Raw genomic sequence first — 12,888 nt, forward strand, 5'->3', positions numbered from 1 at the left:
TCTCCCACGCAGACGCCGCGCCATGCGCATCGTAACCAACTGGCCGGCCGTCCCCGCGCAGTGGCAGGCCCACAACGGGCGAAGCGGCACCCGGGTCCTGGCAGGCACGGTGGCCGAGATGCGCGCGGCCGGGCAGCCGGCGGACAGCGTCTATCTGGTCAATTGCGACCCCGGCCTGACCATGGGCATGGCGCTCGCCAACCTGCTCTGGCCGCCGGGGCGGCGGCCGCTGGTGGCGTCCGACCTGGTGCTGCGGCGGCCCGGCACCCGCAAGGCCCGGCTGCTCCATCCGTTCAAGCGGGCGCTGATCTCGCGCGCGGACCTCTACATCAATTTCTTCGCCGACACGCGCGGCCTCACCGAGGTGTTCGGCATCGCGCCGGAGCGCTGCGTCTACGTGCCGTTCAAGGTCAATCTCGCGCCCGCCGACGTGGCGGCGGCGCCGATGGCGCAGGACTATGTGCTGTGCTTCGGCCGCTCGCTGCGCGACTTCGACACTTTCTTCGCCGCCATGGAACGCCTGCCCTATCCCGGCGCCATCGCCCGGGTGGACCCCGCCGACCTGGGGCGGCACGGCGCGCGCTTCTCCCGCCCGCTGGACGCCTTGCCGGCGAACGTGGCGCAGCTCGACGACGACGGCAGCCAGGGCGCCCAGCTGCGCATGCTGGCCGGCGCGCGGCTGGTGGTCATCCCGGTACTTCGGTCCTCCATCGTCGCCTCCGGCATCTCCACCGCGCTCAACGCCATGGGCCTCGGCAAATGCGTGATCGGCAGCGCCGGCCCGGGCATGTCGGACATCTTTGCCGGCGAGGTGCTCACCGTGCCGCCGGAAGATCCCGCCGCCCTTGCCGCGATGATCGACCGGGCGTGGCGGGACGACGACCTGCGGACCCGCACCGCGCAGGCGGGCCTCGCCTATGCGCAGGCCCAAGGCGGCGAGGACGCCCTTGCCCGCCGCATCGTCGATGCCATGGCCGAGCGCCTGAAGTAAGCCGGGAATCAGGCCCAGGCCGGCAGCCGTCCCGTCGCATCCGGGCGCCGCTGGGGAACCCTCTCCGTCCGGCCCCGTTGAGTCGGCAGGAGGAGCTTTGCCATGAAGTCAAAGATCATCATTGCCCTGGTCGGGCTATCCCTTGCCGCCGGTCCCGTGGCCGCGCAAGGCGTGGTTCGCGGCGCCCAGGAAGGCGCGGCGACCGGCAATAATGTCGCCGGTCCGGTCGGTGGCGCGGTCGGCGGGGTCGTCGGCGGCGTGGCCGGCGGGGTCGCGGGCGGCGTGAAGGGGGTGCTCGGCATCCCGCAGAACAGCCGGCCGCACAAGGCCAAGTCCACCAAGCGGGTGCAGCAGACCAACACCGCCGCCAAGTCGGACATCATGAAGACCGACAAGACGGCTCCGGACGCCAATCGCGGCACCACGGCGCCGACGCCTGCGGCGGGGACGCCCGGCCCCACGGCCCAGGGCGTGAACCCGGCCGATGCCGGCACCGCCACCGCGCGCGGCACGGCCGCGCCCGAAAGCCCCAGCGCCACGGCGCCCGCGCCGCAGCCCAGCCCGGCCCCGACGCCGAGCACCGCCCCGGCGCAGTAGCTACAGCCGGTCCAGCGCGGCGGACAGCACCGCCGCGCGGGCGTCCCAGTCTTCCGCCGCCACCGCCGCCCGCCGCTCGGCGGCGCGGGGGTCTGCGGCGGCCGCGCGAATGGCGGCAGCGAGATCGCCGCCCGGCGCGATGCTCGCCACCACGTCCTCATAGGGGGCGAGCGCGGGAAAGCGCGTCGCCGCGATGGGCGTGCCGCTGGCCAGATATTCCCGCAGCTTCAAGGGATTGCAGGCGCGGATCTGCGCCGTGTCGCGAAACGGGATGAGCGACACGTCCCAATGCTGCACATAGGCCGGCAGCGCATCGTGCGGGCGCGGGCCGAGAAAGCGCACGTTGGGCAGCCCCTCCAGCGCCGACACGTCGGTGCGCACCGGCCCCACGAACACGAACGTCCAGCCGGGGAGCGCACGGGCCGCCGCCACCAGCATGGCGATATCCAGCCAGTCGGAAATGCTGCCGTAGAAGCCGGCCACCGGCCCCGACGGCAGGTCGGCCGGGCGCGGCGCGGGGGCGGCGAACAGCGCCGCATCCACCCCGTGCGGCAGCAGCAGCACGTTGCGGCCGGGAAACCGGGCCGCCAGCGCCGCGCTCGCCGCCACGATCAGGTCCGCACGCGCGGCGAGCCGGGCTTCCATCTCCAGCACCGGGGCGTGATCGACGCCGGTGAGCGCGCCGAAATCATCGCCGCAATAATAGACCAGGGCCCGCTCCCCGAGCGCCCCGGCGACGCTGACCGCGCTCGGCAGCGAGGCCCACAGGATGGGCCGGCTGATGCCCGCCGCCGCCATGGCGCCGCGCACCTGCCGGCCGAGCAGCACGCGGTTCGCCGCCTCCGCCAGCGCACTGCCAGGCCAGGGGATGGCGATGGGCGAGACGATGCCGGCGGGACCGGCCGGAAGCGTCGCCGCCGCAGGCCGGGGGGCGCCGCGTCCGGCCACCAGGGCCTTCAGCTTGCCCGCCAGCCGCCGCAGGTCGTGCGCGTCGAGGCGCGGACGGCGCAGGCCGATGGAATTCACCCACAGCACGCGGCGCGAGCGCGCAAGGCGGGTGACGAGATGCTGGGTCGAGGACGGGTGACTGCCCCAATCCTCCCCGAACACGACGAGATCGGCGCTCATTCGCCGGGCCGGGCCAAGGGCACGGCCGCCTCCGGCGGCGGCGCCAGCGGCACCGTGCCGAAGGCGCGCGGCGGCGGCGCGGTCAGGACCGCCGGCTCCGGCTCGGCCAGCGCACGGGCGAGCGCCACGGTCATCGCCAGGATGACATAGAGCGGCCAGGCGAGGCCCTGGGTGAGGAAGGTGCCGGACACGCAGAAGCCGACGAGGCCGGAGGTCAGCGCCAGCGCGGCCACCTGGAGCCGGGGGTCGGTGCCCGGATCGGTGGCGGCCTTCAGGCATTTCAGGCTGCGGCGCATCAGCATCGCCACCATGGTGATGAAGGCGCCGAAGCCGAGGAAGCCGGTCTCCGCCAGCACGCCGAACCAAGTGGAATGGACCGCGTGCTCATGGCCGTCCCATTCGTTGGTGTAGAAGAAGTAGTTGGCCGGAAAGGTGTTGACCCCGACGCCCAGCAGCGGATGGGCCTTCACCATGTTCCAGGCCGTGGTCCAGGCGTTGAGCCGGCCCTCGGAGGATTCGTCGATGCCCTGCTCGGCGGCGCCGCCGGACGAGCGGCCGGAGATGCCCGCCACCGCATAGAGCAGCCCCATCACCACCACCGCGCCGACGATGAGCAGCATCTTGTTCTTCACGAACCGGCTGCCGATCACCCCGGTGACGGCGGCAAGGCCAAGCAGGCCGCCACGGCTCTGGGTGCAGACGATCGCCGCCACCACGAAGGCGAAGCCGACCGCGCCGTAGAGCCGGTTCATGAAATGGGTCCGCCCCACCGCCGCGGCCCCGGCGAAGCTCAGCGGGAACAGCAGCGCCAGGGCGAGATCGTTCGGATCGCCCAGCACCGATCCGACGGCGCGGCCGATGGTGACACGGGTGCCCTCCACCAGGCCGATGCCGTTCACCTTGTTGTAGATGGCGACGCAGGACACGGCGATGCCGGCAAGAATGATGGTCTGCACCGCCAGCTGGAAATCCGCCGCCTTGCGGGTGGTCCAGGTGATGAGCAAGGTCATGATCGCCACCTTCACGAAGGTGTCCGACCAGAACTTGAATGAGAGGTCGCGCCCCGAGGAGGTGAAGGCGGAAGCCGTCACGATCAGAAAGAAGACGACGAAGGCCGTCATCTCGCTCGACCAGTAGGGACGGATCGAGCGCATGAGCACCAGATGCCAGAACATCACCACGATGGTGAGCTGGGCCAGCAGCTGCGGGATATGCAGGTCGCTGAGCACGGGGAAGGCTTCGTGGATGCGCAGGAACGAGAAGCACACGAAGATGATGCAGGGCACCGACGGACGCTTGAACGCGAGCACCACGAGGACCGCGCCGCTGGCCAGCAGCAACGGCATTTCCAGGCCCGGCTTCGCCATCCAGGAATAGAAGATGAACCCGACGCACGCCAACGCGACGATGATCTGCACCCAGTGCCCCTCGCGGCGCCAGGCTGGCTGGTCCGGTTTTCCGGCCGGAAAATGGGTGCGTTCGGTCACGTCCAGCGGCCTCTATGGCGGCGATTCCCAGAAGTCGCGCAGTCTATACGCAGGATGGCCGGAGGACGAGACATCCGCAGCTTACCCCGGTACGGAAACCCGGCGCGCGCCCGCCGCCGCGTAGACGGCGCGCACCTTCGGGGCCAGCAGGTCCGCCGCATAGCCCTCCCGCGCCGTGCGCCAGGCGGCTTCCCCCATGGCCGCGCGGCCGGCGCCGTCGAGCTGCCGCCAGGCCTCCACCGCCGCCGCCATGGCGTCGAGATCGCCCGGCGGAAACAGCCAGCCATTCTCGCCCGGCCGGATCAGCTCCGGCAGCGCGCCGACCGCGCTCGCCGCCACCGGGATGCCCGCCGCCATGGCCTCGATCGCCGCCAGGGGCAGCCCTTCGGCGCGGGACGGCATCAGCAGCAGGCCGATGCGCGGCCAGATCCGCGCCGGGTCGGTGACAAGGCCATGGAAGACCACAGCGCGAGCGCGCGCCGCCAGGTCCGCCCGCATCGCGCCGTCGCCGAAGGCTTCGAAGGTCAGTCCCGTGCCGAAGAAGCGCGACGCCAGCGTGCAGAACAGGTCCGGCCCCTTCTCCGGGCTGAAGCGGCCGACGAAGCCGACCGTATCCGGGCGCGGCGCGGCGGGCGGCGCGGCCGGGACCGGCACGAAATTGCCGATCACCTCGGCCCCGAACGGCAGCGCCGCGGCGATCGGCCGGCTCACCGCGATGCGGCGGGCGAGGCAGGAGGTGGCCGCGTCCACCGCCTGGTAGAGGGAGACCGGGAACGGCCCGCGCTCCCCGGCATGGAAGGTGGACACGCAGGGCACGCCCGCGAGGCGCGCCGCGAGGCGGCCGAGGATGCCGGCCTTGTAGCCATGGGTGTGCAGCACGCCCGGCCGGTCCCGCCGCAGCGCCGCCAGCAGCGGCCCGAAGCCGCCCGCCAGCGTGCGGTGCGGCACCCCCGCCGCGTCGAGCTGCGCCAGCCACGGGTTGGCGCCGTGGTCCGCGAGTAGCACGACGCGCACGGCGAGGCCCTCGCGCATCAGGGCGCCCGCCAGGACGCCGATATGGGTCTCGATGCCGCCGACGGTGGAGGAATCCACCAACTGCCACACGTCGTCCGCCACCCCATGCCCTCCCGACCCGGTCATTTCGCCGCTCCCGCGCCCGCGCAGGCCATCTATGTCGCGCAAGGCCCTGTATCCCGCCGCCGGCTCTGATATATGCGCCCAGCTACTGTTTGAACGAGGCGCCGCGACCCATGTCCACCGTCACCGCTTTCACCGACAAGGCCACCGTCGCCCAGCTTACGGCGCGCATGCTGCTGGAAGTCGAAGCGGTGCGCTTCTCCTCCGGCGAGCCCTTCATCTTCACCTCCGGCTGGGCGAGCCCGGTCTATATCGACTGCCGCCGGCTGATCTCCTTCCCCCGCGTGCGCCAGACGCTGGTGGACTTCGCCATCTCCACGCTCTACCGCGAGATCGGCTTCGAGCAGTTCGACACCGTGGCCGGCGGCGAGACCGCGGGCATCCCGTTCGCCGCCTGGATCGCCGACCGGCTGATGCTGCCGATGCAATATGTGCGCAAGAAGCCCAAGGGCTTCGGCCGCAACGCCCAGATCGAGGGCCATCTCGACGCCGGATCGCGCGTGCTGCTGGTGGAAGACCTGACCACCGATGGCCGCAGCAAGGTGAATTTCGTCCAGGCCCTGCGCAATGCGGGCGCCACCTGCGACCATTGTTTCGTCTTCTTCTATTACGACATCTTCAACGAATCGAAGGACATCCTGAAGGAGGCGGGCCTGCAACTGCACCATCTGTGCACCTGGTGGGACATCCTCGCCGCGGTGAAGACCATGAACCGCTTCGAGGCCGCCCAGGTGGCGGAGATCGAATCCTTCCTCAACGATCCGCACGCCTGGTCGAAGGCCCATGGCGGCGCCTCGCAGCTGAGCGAGTAGCCGCCGGACCATGGATCTCTACCCCCTCCTTCGCCCCCTGCTGCCGCTCATCTCCCCCGAGCGGGCCCATGGCCTGTCGATCCGCGCGCTGAAGAAGGGCCTCGTGCCCGCCGACCGCCGGCCCGATTCCCCCATCCTGGCGACGCGGGTGTGGAACATCGACTTTCCCAATCCCATCGGGCTCGCGGCGGGCTTCGACAAGGATGCGGAAATCATCGACCCCCTGCTGTCGCTGGGCTTCGGCTTCGTGGAGGTGGGCTCGGTGACACCGCGCCCACAGCCGGGCAACCCCAAGCCCCGGCTGTTCCGGCTGGACGAGGACCAGGGGGTCATCAACCGCTTCGGCTTCAATTCGGAGGGCCTCGCGCCCTTCATCTACCACCTCGGCCGCCGGCGCGCGGCGGGCCTGCCCGGCATCGTCGGCGCCAACGTGGGCAAGAACAAAGAGACCGAGGACGCGAGCGAGGACTATGTCGCCGGCGTCTCGGCCACCTGCCGCCTCGCCGACTATATCGTCTGCAACATCTCCTCGCCCAACACGCCGGGGCTGCGCCTGCTGCAGGCGCGCGCGGAGATGTCCGCGCTCATCGGCCATGCCCTGTCCGCCCGCAACGAAAGCATTCCCGAGGTGGCCGCGCGGCCGCCGCTGCTGGTGAAGGTGGCGCCGGACCTCGACGACGCCGCGCTGGAGGCGGTGGCCGAGGTGGCGCTCGAACTCGGCGTCGACGGCATCATCATGGGCAACACCACGCTGTCGCGCCCGGCCAGCCTGCGCAGCCGCGACAAGGGCGAGACCGGCGGCCTGTCCGGCAAGCCGCTGTTCGCCCTCTCCACGGAGCGGCTCGGCGCGCTCTACCGCATCGTGCGCGGGCGCATTCCCCTCGTCGGCGTGGGCGGCGTCTCGTCCGGCGCCGACGCCTATGCCAAGATCCGCGCCGGCGCCGACCTGGTGCAGATCTATTCCGCCCTCGTGTTCCACGGGCCGGGCCTCGTGCCGCGCATCAAGGCCGACCTCGCCGCGCGGCTGAAGGCGGACGGCTTCAGCCACGTGGCCGAGGCGGTGGGCGCCGACTTTCGCTGAGCGGCTGAGGACGCGCCCCCGGCGCTAGACCTGCGGGGCCGGGCGCTCCTCCCCGCCCCGCGCGGCCACGTCGCGGGCCAGCAGGTCGCGGATCTCCTCCAGCAGCAGTTCCGAGCGCGGCGGCGCGGCGGGCTTCTTCTCCTCGTCGCGCTTGAGCGAATTGATCGCCCGCACGATGAAGAACAGGATCGCCGCCACGATGATGAAGTTGATCGCGATGGTGATGAAGTTGCCATAGGCCAGCACCGCGCCCTGCTTCTTGGCATCGGCCAGATTGTCGGCCGTCACGGCGGAGGACAGCGGCAGGAAGTAATTGGAGAAATCGAGGCCGCCGCTCACCGAGCCGATGATCGGCATGAACACGTCGCCCACCAGCGAGGTGACGATGTTTCCGAACGCGGCGCCGATGATGACGCCGACGGCGAGATCGACGACATTGCCCCGCATGGCGAACTGCTGGAACTGCTTCAGCATCCGGACCTCCTCGCTATGAGCCGGGTCGGCGCGCCGGGCTGCGGCCCCGCCTTCACCCCGTTTCATCTGATCGTCTGACCTGCGTCTCTTTACCCATCCGCGGACGGGCGATTCCCGCATCCGCTATTGTGCGTGGCATGGCCCGGGAAGGGAATGCGCCCCCGCTGGTCAACGCGCGTGCGGCGATTACGTGCCATCCACCAGCCGCCCGCCGCGACCGCTGCGCACGCGCCATGTTTCCGAGCGTCGCAAGCGGAGGCGTGACGCTTTCATGACTTTGAGCGCGATGCCTCCTATGATAGGGAGTGCCGGCGTTCGGCGACGGGCGCGGCTCAAAAGGCCTATGAAATCACTCCTTGTGGACAGCATGGCGACAGCAGAGAGAATGGCGGACCGGCAGACCAGCTTCGACTACGAGGAACTCCTCGCCTGCGGACGGGGCGAGCTGTTCGGTGCCGGGAATGCACAGCTTCCCTTACCTCCCATGCTGATGTTTGACCGCATCTCGGAAATTTCCGAGACCGGCGGCGCCTACGGCAAGGGCATGGTGCGCGCGGAACTCGACGTCAATCCGGACCTCTGGTTCTTCCCGTGCCACTTCAAGGGCGACCCGGTGATGCCCGGCTGCCTGGGCCTGGATGCGCTTTGGCAGATGGTCGGCTTCTTCCTCGGCTGGCTGGGCTCGCCCGGCCGCGGCCGGGCGCTGGGCCTCGGGGAACTGAAGTTCTCCGGCCAGGTGCTGCCGACCATGAAGAACGTGGTCTACGGCGTCGACCTGAAGCGCGTCATGCGCTCCAAGCTGGTGCTCGGCATCGCCGATGGCTGGCTGTCGGCGGATGGAGAGATCATCTATCGCGCCAAGGATCTGAAGGTGGGTCTGTTCCAGACCGACATGGCTCCGGGCATGGCTCCGGGATCGACGGGCGCCTGACACCGCCTCGCCACGATCCTCTGCCATCCCCCTCGGGAATGGGGCGGACGCTGGCTGGATGACGCCATCCGCAGCATGACCACACCCGGCGCCCGGCTTCCTGTCCGGGCTGATCCGGGCTCCGCGCGGACCGTTCCGGTCCGCCACTGTTTGGGCTTCGCCCGCGCTGCCCTTGCCGGACGGCATAGGCGGCGGCGGGCTCCCCGGTGCGGGAAGCGCCGGAGGTTTTGACTGGGAGGTGACATGCGGCGCGTCGTCGTCACCGGGATGGGCATCGTCTCGTCTATCGGAAATTCCACACAGGAAGTGCTGGCCAGCCTGCACGAGGCCAAGAGCGGCATTTCTACCGCCACCGAATTCGCCCGCCTCGGCTTCCGCTGCCAGGTGCAGGGGGCGCCGACCCTCGACGCCAGCGCCGTGGTCGACCGCCGCGCCATGCGCTTCCACGGCGGCGGCACCGCCTGGAACCATGTGGCCATGGACCAGGCGATCCTGGATTCGGGCCTTGAGGCCAGCGAGGTCTCCAGCGAGCGCACCGGCATCATCATGGGCTCGGGCGGCCCGTCCACCCGCACCATCGTGGAAGCCGCCGACATCACCCGCGAGAAGGGGCCGAAGCGCGTCGGCCCGTTCGCGGTGCCGAAAGCCATGTCCTCCACGGCCTCGGCGACGCTCGCCACCTGGTTCAAGATCAAGGGCGTGAACTATTCCATCTCGTCCGCCTGCGCGACGTCCAACCATTGCATCGGCAATGCGTACGAGATGATCCAGTACGGCAAGCAGGACGTGATGTTCGCCGGCGGCTGCGAGGAACTGGACTGGACCCTGTCCGTCCTGTTCGACGCCATGGGCGCCATGTCCTCCAAATACAACGACACCCCGGCCAAGGCATCCCGCGCCTATGACGTGAACCGCGACGGCTTCGTCATCGCCGGCGGCGCCGGCGTGCTGGTGCTGGAAGAGCTGGAGCACGCCAAGGCGCGCGGCGCCAAGATCTATGGCGAGATCGCCGGCTACGGCGCCACCTCGGACGGCTACGACATGGTCGCCCCATCCGGCGAGGGCGCCGAGCGCTGCATGCGCCAGGCCCTGTCCACGGTGAAGATCCCGGTGGACTACATCAACCCGCACGCCACCTCGACCCCGGCCGGCGACCCGCCGGAAATCGAAGCCATCCGCAAGGTGTTCGGCGTCGGCGAGAAGTGCCCGCCCATCTCCGGCACCAAGTCGCTGACCGGCCATTCGCTCGGCGCCACCGGCGTGCAGGAGGCGATCTACTCGCTGCTGATGATGCAGAACGGCTTCATCTGCGAGAGCGCCAACATCGAGGAACTGGACCCGGCGTTCGCGGACATGCCGATCGTGCGCAAGCGCATCGACAATGCCAAGCTCGCCTGCGTGCTGTCGAACTCGTTCGGCTTCGGCGGCACCAATGCCAGCCTGGTCCTGAAGCACATCGACGCCTGAGGACGCCCGGCGCCGTCAGGATTGGAAACTTCAGGTGATCGCCGCCGGCATGGCGCTGGACCCGCAGGTCTGCTATCGCCGTTGCAACGTGGCAACTGAGGACCATCGGCAATGCACGACCTGATGAAGGGCAAGCGCGGCCTGGTGATGGGCGTGGCGAACGACCATTCCATCGCCTGGGGGATCGCGAAAACCTTGGCCGGTCAGGGCGCGGAGCTTGCTTTCACCTATCAGGGCGAAGCCATGGCCAAGCGGGTCCGCCCGCTGGCCGAGAGCCTCGGCGCCAAGGTGATGATGCCGTGCGACGTCGAAGACCTGGCCAGCGTCGACGCCCTCTTCGCCGCCCTGAAGGCCGAATGGGGCAGCATCGACTTTTTGGTGCATGCGGTCGCCTTCTCCGACAAGTCCGAGCTGAAGGGCCGCTATGCAGACACCACGCGGGAGAACTTCTCCCGCACCATGCTGATCTCCTGCTTCTCCTTCACCGAGGTGAGCAAGCGGGCGGCGGAGCTGATGACCGAGGGCGGCTCCATCATCACCCTGACCTATGGCGGCGCCACCCGGGTGATGCCCAACTACAACGTCATGGGCGTTGCCAAGGCGGCGCTGGAGGCGAGCGTGCGCTACCTCGCCGCCGACTTCGGCCCGCAGGGCGTGCGGGTGAACGCCATCTCCGCCGGCCCGGTCCGCACCCTGGCGGGGGCCGGCATCGCCGACGCCCGGCTGATGTTCAACTACCAGAAGCGCCACGCGCCCCTGCGCCGCACCGTGTCGCTGGACGAGGTGGGCGGCTCCGCCCTCTACCTGCTGTCCGAGCTGTCGGGCGGCGTCACCGGCGAGATCCACTTCGTCGACAGCGGCTACAACATCATGTCCATGCCGCATCCCGACGTGCTGAAGACCCAGGAAGACGCCGAGGCGAAGCTGGCAGCGGAAGGCGACGCCTCCTCGGGCGCGGCGCCGCACGCCGCCCCCAAGGCTGCGGAATGATCCATGGCGGCGGAGCGCTTCGCGCGGCTGCGTGCAAGCGATCCCGTCTGGCTGGCGGACGGCGGGCTTGAGACCCGGCTGATCTACGAAGCCGGCCTCGACCTGCCTGAGTTCGCCGCCTTCCTTCCGCTGTTCCGCCCCGGCGAACGGGAGATCCTCGCCGACATCTACCGCTCCTACCTGGCGATCGCCGCCGCGTCGGGCCTGCCCATGCAAATGGGCACGCCGACCTGGCGCGCTCATCGCGACTGCCTCTCCCGCCTCGGCTTCGATGCGCCCGGCGACGTGGCGCGGGTGAATGGCGAAGCGGTGCGCTTCCTCGACGGCCTGCGGACCGAAGCCGGTCTCGGCGACCGGGTGGTGATCGCCGGCGTCATCGGCCCGCGCGCCGATGGCTATGATCCCGCCGGCGCTCCCGACCGCGCCACCGCGCGGGCCTACCACCGGGAACAGGCGGAGATCCTGGCCGGCGCCGGCGTCGACCTGCTCTACGCCCCCACCTTCGCCGGCGCGGCCGAACTGGAAGGCGTCGCCGAGGCCATGGCCGCCACCGGCCTGCCCTATGTCCTGGCCCCGGTGATCGACCCCGACGGCCGGCTGATGGACGGCACGCCCTTCGCCGATGCCATCGCCCGCATTGATGCGACGGTGGTCCCGCCGCCCGTGGACTTCATGGTCGGCTGCACCCACCCCACCCGCTTCCGCGCCGCCCGCGCGGCCACGGCGCCGAATGGCCCCCTCGCGAGCCGCGTCGCCGGGCTCAAGGCCAATGCCTCCACGCTGCCGCCGGAGGAACTGGCGAAGCTCACGACGCTGGACGAGGGCGCGCCCGACAACTTCGCCCGCGAGATGCTGGGCCTGCGGCGCGACTACGGGCTGCGCCTGCTGGGCGGCTGCTGCGGCACCAACCATCGCCATATCGCCGCGCTCGCCGCCGCATTGGTGGCGGACCGGGCGCCATGAGGCCGGATCTGGCGGCTCTCGACCCGGCGCTTTCAAGGATTCTCCGCGCATGAACTCCTGGGCCGTCGCCGCCATCGCCTTCGTCTGCATGTTCTCCGCCGCCATGGGCGCGATGCTGGCCGCCCGGTATCTGCCGGCGCAGCATGTCTCGAAGGAGACGCAGGACGCCGTGAAGCTGGGCGTCGGCATGATCGCCGCCATGGCCTCGCTCATCCTCGGGTTGATGACGGCGTCGGTGAAGGGCGCGTTCGACACCACCGACCGCGACGTGCACACCTATGCCACCTATATCCGCGCGCTCGACAGCACCCTGCGCCACTATGGACCGGAGGCGATCCCAGCGCGCGCGCTGCTGGACGGCTACAGCCGGGCGGTGAGGGCCGAGACCTGGGACGAAGCGGGCTTGCCGCAACCCAGCGAAGATGCATCCTCGGAGGTCCTGATGGCCCGCCTCGACAGCGTCCTGCATGGGCTGGCGCCCGCGACCGACGAGCAGCGCCAGATGCGCAGCGAGGCGCTGCCCGCTTCAACGCGCTGGTCACCACCCGCTGGACGGTGCTGGAGGAGAGCGTGACCGCCATCCCGCCGGTCTTCACGGTGGTGCTGGTCATCTGGCTGACGCTGATCTTCCTGAGCTTCGGCCTGTTCGCCCCGCCCAACCCGGTGAGCATCGGCGCCTTCTTCCTCTGCTCGCTGTCCATCGCCGGCTCGCTCTTTCTCATCATGGAGATGAGCGGGCCGTTCGACGGCTTCATCGCCATCTCGCCCAAGGCCATGAACGACGCCATCACCGCCATCGAGCGGCCGGACGCCGTGCCGGGGCGCTGAGC

General features: G+C 70.2%; 12 protein-coding genes and 1 pseudogene. 9 read left to right on the plus strand and 4 right to left on the minus strand.

Annotation, left to right across the window (positions count from 1 at the left end; translation table 11 throughout):
- Window positions 1–22: 22 nt before the first annotated feature.
- Together YU1_RS0126770 and YU1_RS34195 are read left to right on the plus strand one after the other, a co-directional pair.
- The gene (locus tag YU1_RS0126770; RefSeq protein ID WP_029006637.1) at window positions 23–991 is read left to right on the plus strand and encodes a glycosyltransferase family protein; all 969 of its coding nucleotides are present in this window, start codon (window positions 23–25) and stop codon (window positions 989–991) included.
- A 102-nt stretch (window positions 992–1,093) separates the two neighbouring features.
- Entirely contained in the window at window positions 1,094–1,588 is a 495-nt protein-coding gene (locus YU1_RS34195) for a hypothetical protein (protein WP_198019091.1), read from the plus strand.
- Here the strand turns inward: YU1_RS34195 and YU1_RS0126780 are convergent, their stop codons facing one another.
- From YU1_RS0126780 to YU1_RS0126790, 3 genes are all read right to left on the minus strand, one after another.
- On the minus strand, window positions 1,589–2,716 hold the full coding sequence (locus tag YU1_RS0126780; protein ID WP_029006638.1) for a glycosyltransferase: 1,128 nt from the start codon (window positions 2,714–2,716) through the stop codon (window positions 1,589–1,591).
- Window positions 2,713–4,203 carry an O-antigen ligase family protein gene (locus YU1_RS31600; protein ID WP_051357449.1) on the minus strand — a complete coding sequence of 497 codons (1,491 nt, stop codon included), beginning with the start codon at window positions 4,201–4,203 and terminating at the stop codon, window positions 2,713–2,715. Before YU1_RS31600 ends, YU1_RS0126780 begins: the two co-directional genes overlap by 4 nt.
- Before the next feature lie 81 nt (window positions 4,204–4,284).
- Window positions 4,285–5,343, minus strand: coding sequence for a glycosyltransferase family 4 protein (locus tag YU1_RS0126790; protein ID WP_084540170.1), 1,059 nt, complete (start codon window positions 5,341–5,343; stop codon window positions 4,285–4,287).
- Between the two features lie 110 nt (window positions 5,344–5,453).
- On the opposite strand from YU1_RS0126790, the gene YU1_RS0126795 reads away from it, so the two are divergent.
- Together YU1_RS0126795 and YU1_RS0126800 are read left to right on the plus strand one after the other, a co-directional pair.
- Window positions 5,454–6,152 (plus strand): orotate phosphoribosyltransferase, encoded by a 699-nt coding sequence (locus YU1_RS0126795; protein WP_029006640.1) that lies wholly within the window; start codon window positions 5,454–5,456, stop codon window positions 6,150–6,152.
- A gap of 10 nt (window positions 6,153–6,162) precedes the next feature.
- The gene (locus YU1_RS0126800; RefSeq protein WP_029006641.1) at window positions 6,163–7,233 is read left to right on the plus strand and encodes a quinone-dependent dihydroorotate dehydrogenase; all 1,071 of its coding nucleotides are present in this window, start codon (window positions 6,163–6,165) and stop codon (window positions 7,231–7,233) included.
- A gap of 24 nt (window positions 7,234–7,257) precedes the next feature.
- Here the strand turns inward: YU1_RS0126800 and mscL are convergent, their stop codons facing one another.
- A complete protein-coding gene (mscL, locus tag YU1_RS31605; RefSeq protein WP_051357451.1) occupies window positions 7,258–7,707 on the minus strand; it encodes a large conductance mechanosensitive channel protein MscL in 450 nt (149 codons plus the stop codon).
- Window positions 7,708–8,092: 385 nt separating this feature from the next.
- Here mscL and fabA point away from each other — a divergent pair, with 385 nt between their 5' ends.
- The 5 genes and pseudogenes from fabA (at window position 8,093) to YU1_RS35010 (ending at window position 12,886) form a co-directional block, all read left to right on the plus strand.
- Window positions 8,093–8,638, plus strand: coding sequence for a 3-hydroxyacyl-[acyl-carrier-protein] dehydratase FabA (gene fabA / locus YU1_RS0126810; protein ID WP_029006642.1), 546 nt, complete (start codon window positions 8,093–8,095; stop codon window positions 8,636–8,638).
- A 243-nt stretch (window positions 8,639–8,881) separates the two neighbouring features.
- A complete protein-coding gene (gene fabB / locus YU1_RS0126815) occupies window positions 8,882–10,105 on the plus strand; it encodes a beta-ketoacyl-ACP synthase I (protein ID WP_029006643.1) in 1,224 nt (407 codons plus the stop codon).
- Between the two features lie 111 nt (window positions 10,106–10,216).
- On the plus strand, window positions 10,217–11,095 hold the full coding sequence (gene fabI, locus YU1_RS31610) for an enoyl-ACP reductase FabI (protein WP_035716829.1): 879 nt from the start codon (window positions 10,217–10,219) through the stop codon (window positions 11,093–11,095).
- Between the two features lie 3 nt (window positions 11,096–11,098).
- Window positions 11,099–12,058 (plus strand): homocysteine S-methyltransferase family protein, encoded by a 960-nt coding sequence (locus YU1_RS0126825; RefSeq protein ID WP_051357453.1) that lies wholly within the window; start codon window positions 11,099–11,101, stop codon window positions 12,056–12,058.
- 112 nt (window positions 12,059–12,170) lie between these two features.
- Window positions 12,171–12,886, plus strand: a pseudogene (locus YU1_RS35010) (bestrophin-like domain).
- The last annotated feature ends 2 nt before the right edge of the window (window positions 12,887–12,888 follow it).

The organism is Azorhizobium doebereinerae UFLA1-100 (genome assembly GCF_000473085.1).
GTDB classification, from domain to species: domain Bacteria; phylum Pseudomonadota; class Alphaproteobacteria; order Rhizobiales; family Xanthobacteraceae; genus Azorhizobium; species Azorhizobium doebereinerae.

What these genes read in the sequence shown, in the direction of transcription:
- YU1_RS0126770 (WP_029006637.1), top strand. Translation starts at nt 23, where the DNA reads ATGCGCATCGTAACCAACTGGCCGGCCGTCCCCGCGCAGTGGCAGGCC.
- YU1_RS34195 (WP_198019091.1), top strand. Translation starts at nt 1,094, where the DNA reads ATGAAGTCAAAGATCATCATTGCCCTGGTCGGGCTATCCCTTGCCGCC.
- YU1_RS0126780 (WP_029006638.1), bottom strand. Translation starts at nt 2,716, where the DNA reads ATGAGCGCCGATCTCGTCGTGTTCGGGGAGGATTGGGGCAGTCACCCG.
- YU1_RS0126790 (WP_084540170.1), bottom strand. Translation starts at nt 5,343, where the DNA reads ATGACCGGGTCGGGAGGGCATGGGGTGGCGGACGACGTGTGGCAGTTG.
- YU1_RS0126795 (WP_029006640.1), top strand. Translation starts at nt 5,454, where the DNA reads ATGTCCACCGTCACCGCTTTCACCGACAAGGCCACCGTCGCCCAGCTT.
- YU1_RS0126800 (WP_029006641.1), top strand. Translation starts at nt 6,163, where the DNA reads ATGGATCTCTACCCCCTCCTTCGCCCCCTGCTGCCGCTCATCTCCCCC.
- mscL (WP_051357451.1), bottom strand. Translation starts at nt 7,707, where the DNA reads ATGCTGAAGCAGTTCCAGCAGTTCGCCATGCGGGGCAATGTCGTCGAT.
- fabA (WP_029006642.1), top strand. Translation starts at nt 8,093, where the DNA reads ATGGCGGACCGGCAGACCAGCTTCGACTACGAGGAACTCCTCGCCTGC.
- fabB (WP_029006643.1), top strand. Translation starts at nt 8,882, where the DNA reads ATGCGGCGCGTCGTCGTCACCGGGATGGGCATCGTCTCGTCTATCGGA.
- fabI (WP_035716829.1), top strand. Translation starts at nt 10,217, where the DNA reads ATGCACGACCTGATGAAGGGCAAGCGCGGCCTGGTGATGGGCGTGGCG.
- YU1_RS0126825 (WP_051357453.1), top strand. Translation starts at nt 11,099, where the DNA reads ATGGCGGCGGAGCGCTTCGCGCGGCTGCGTGCAAGCGATCCCGTCTGG.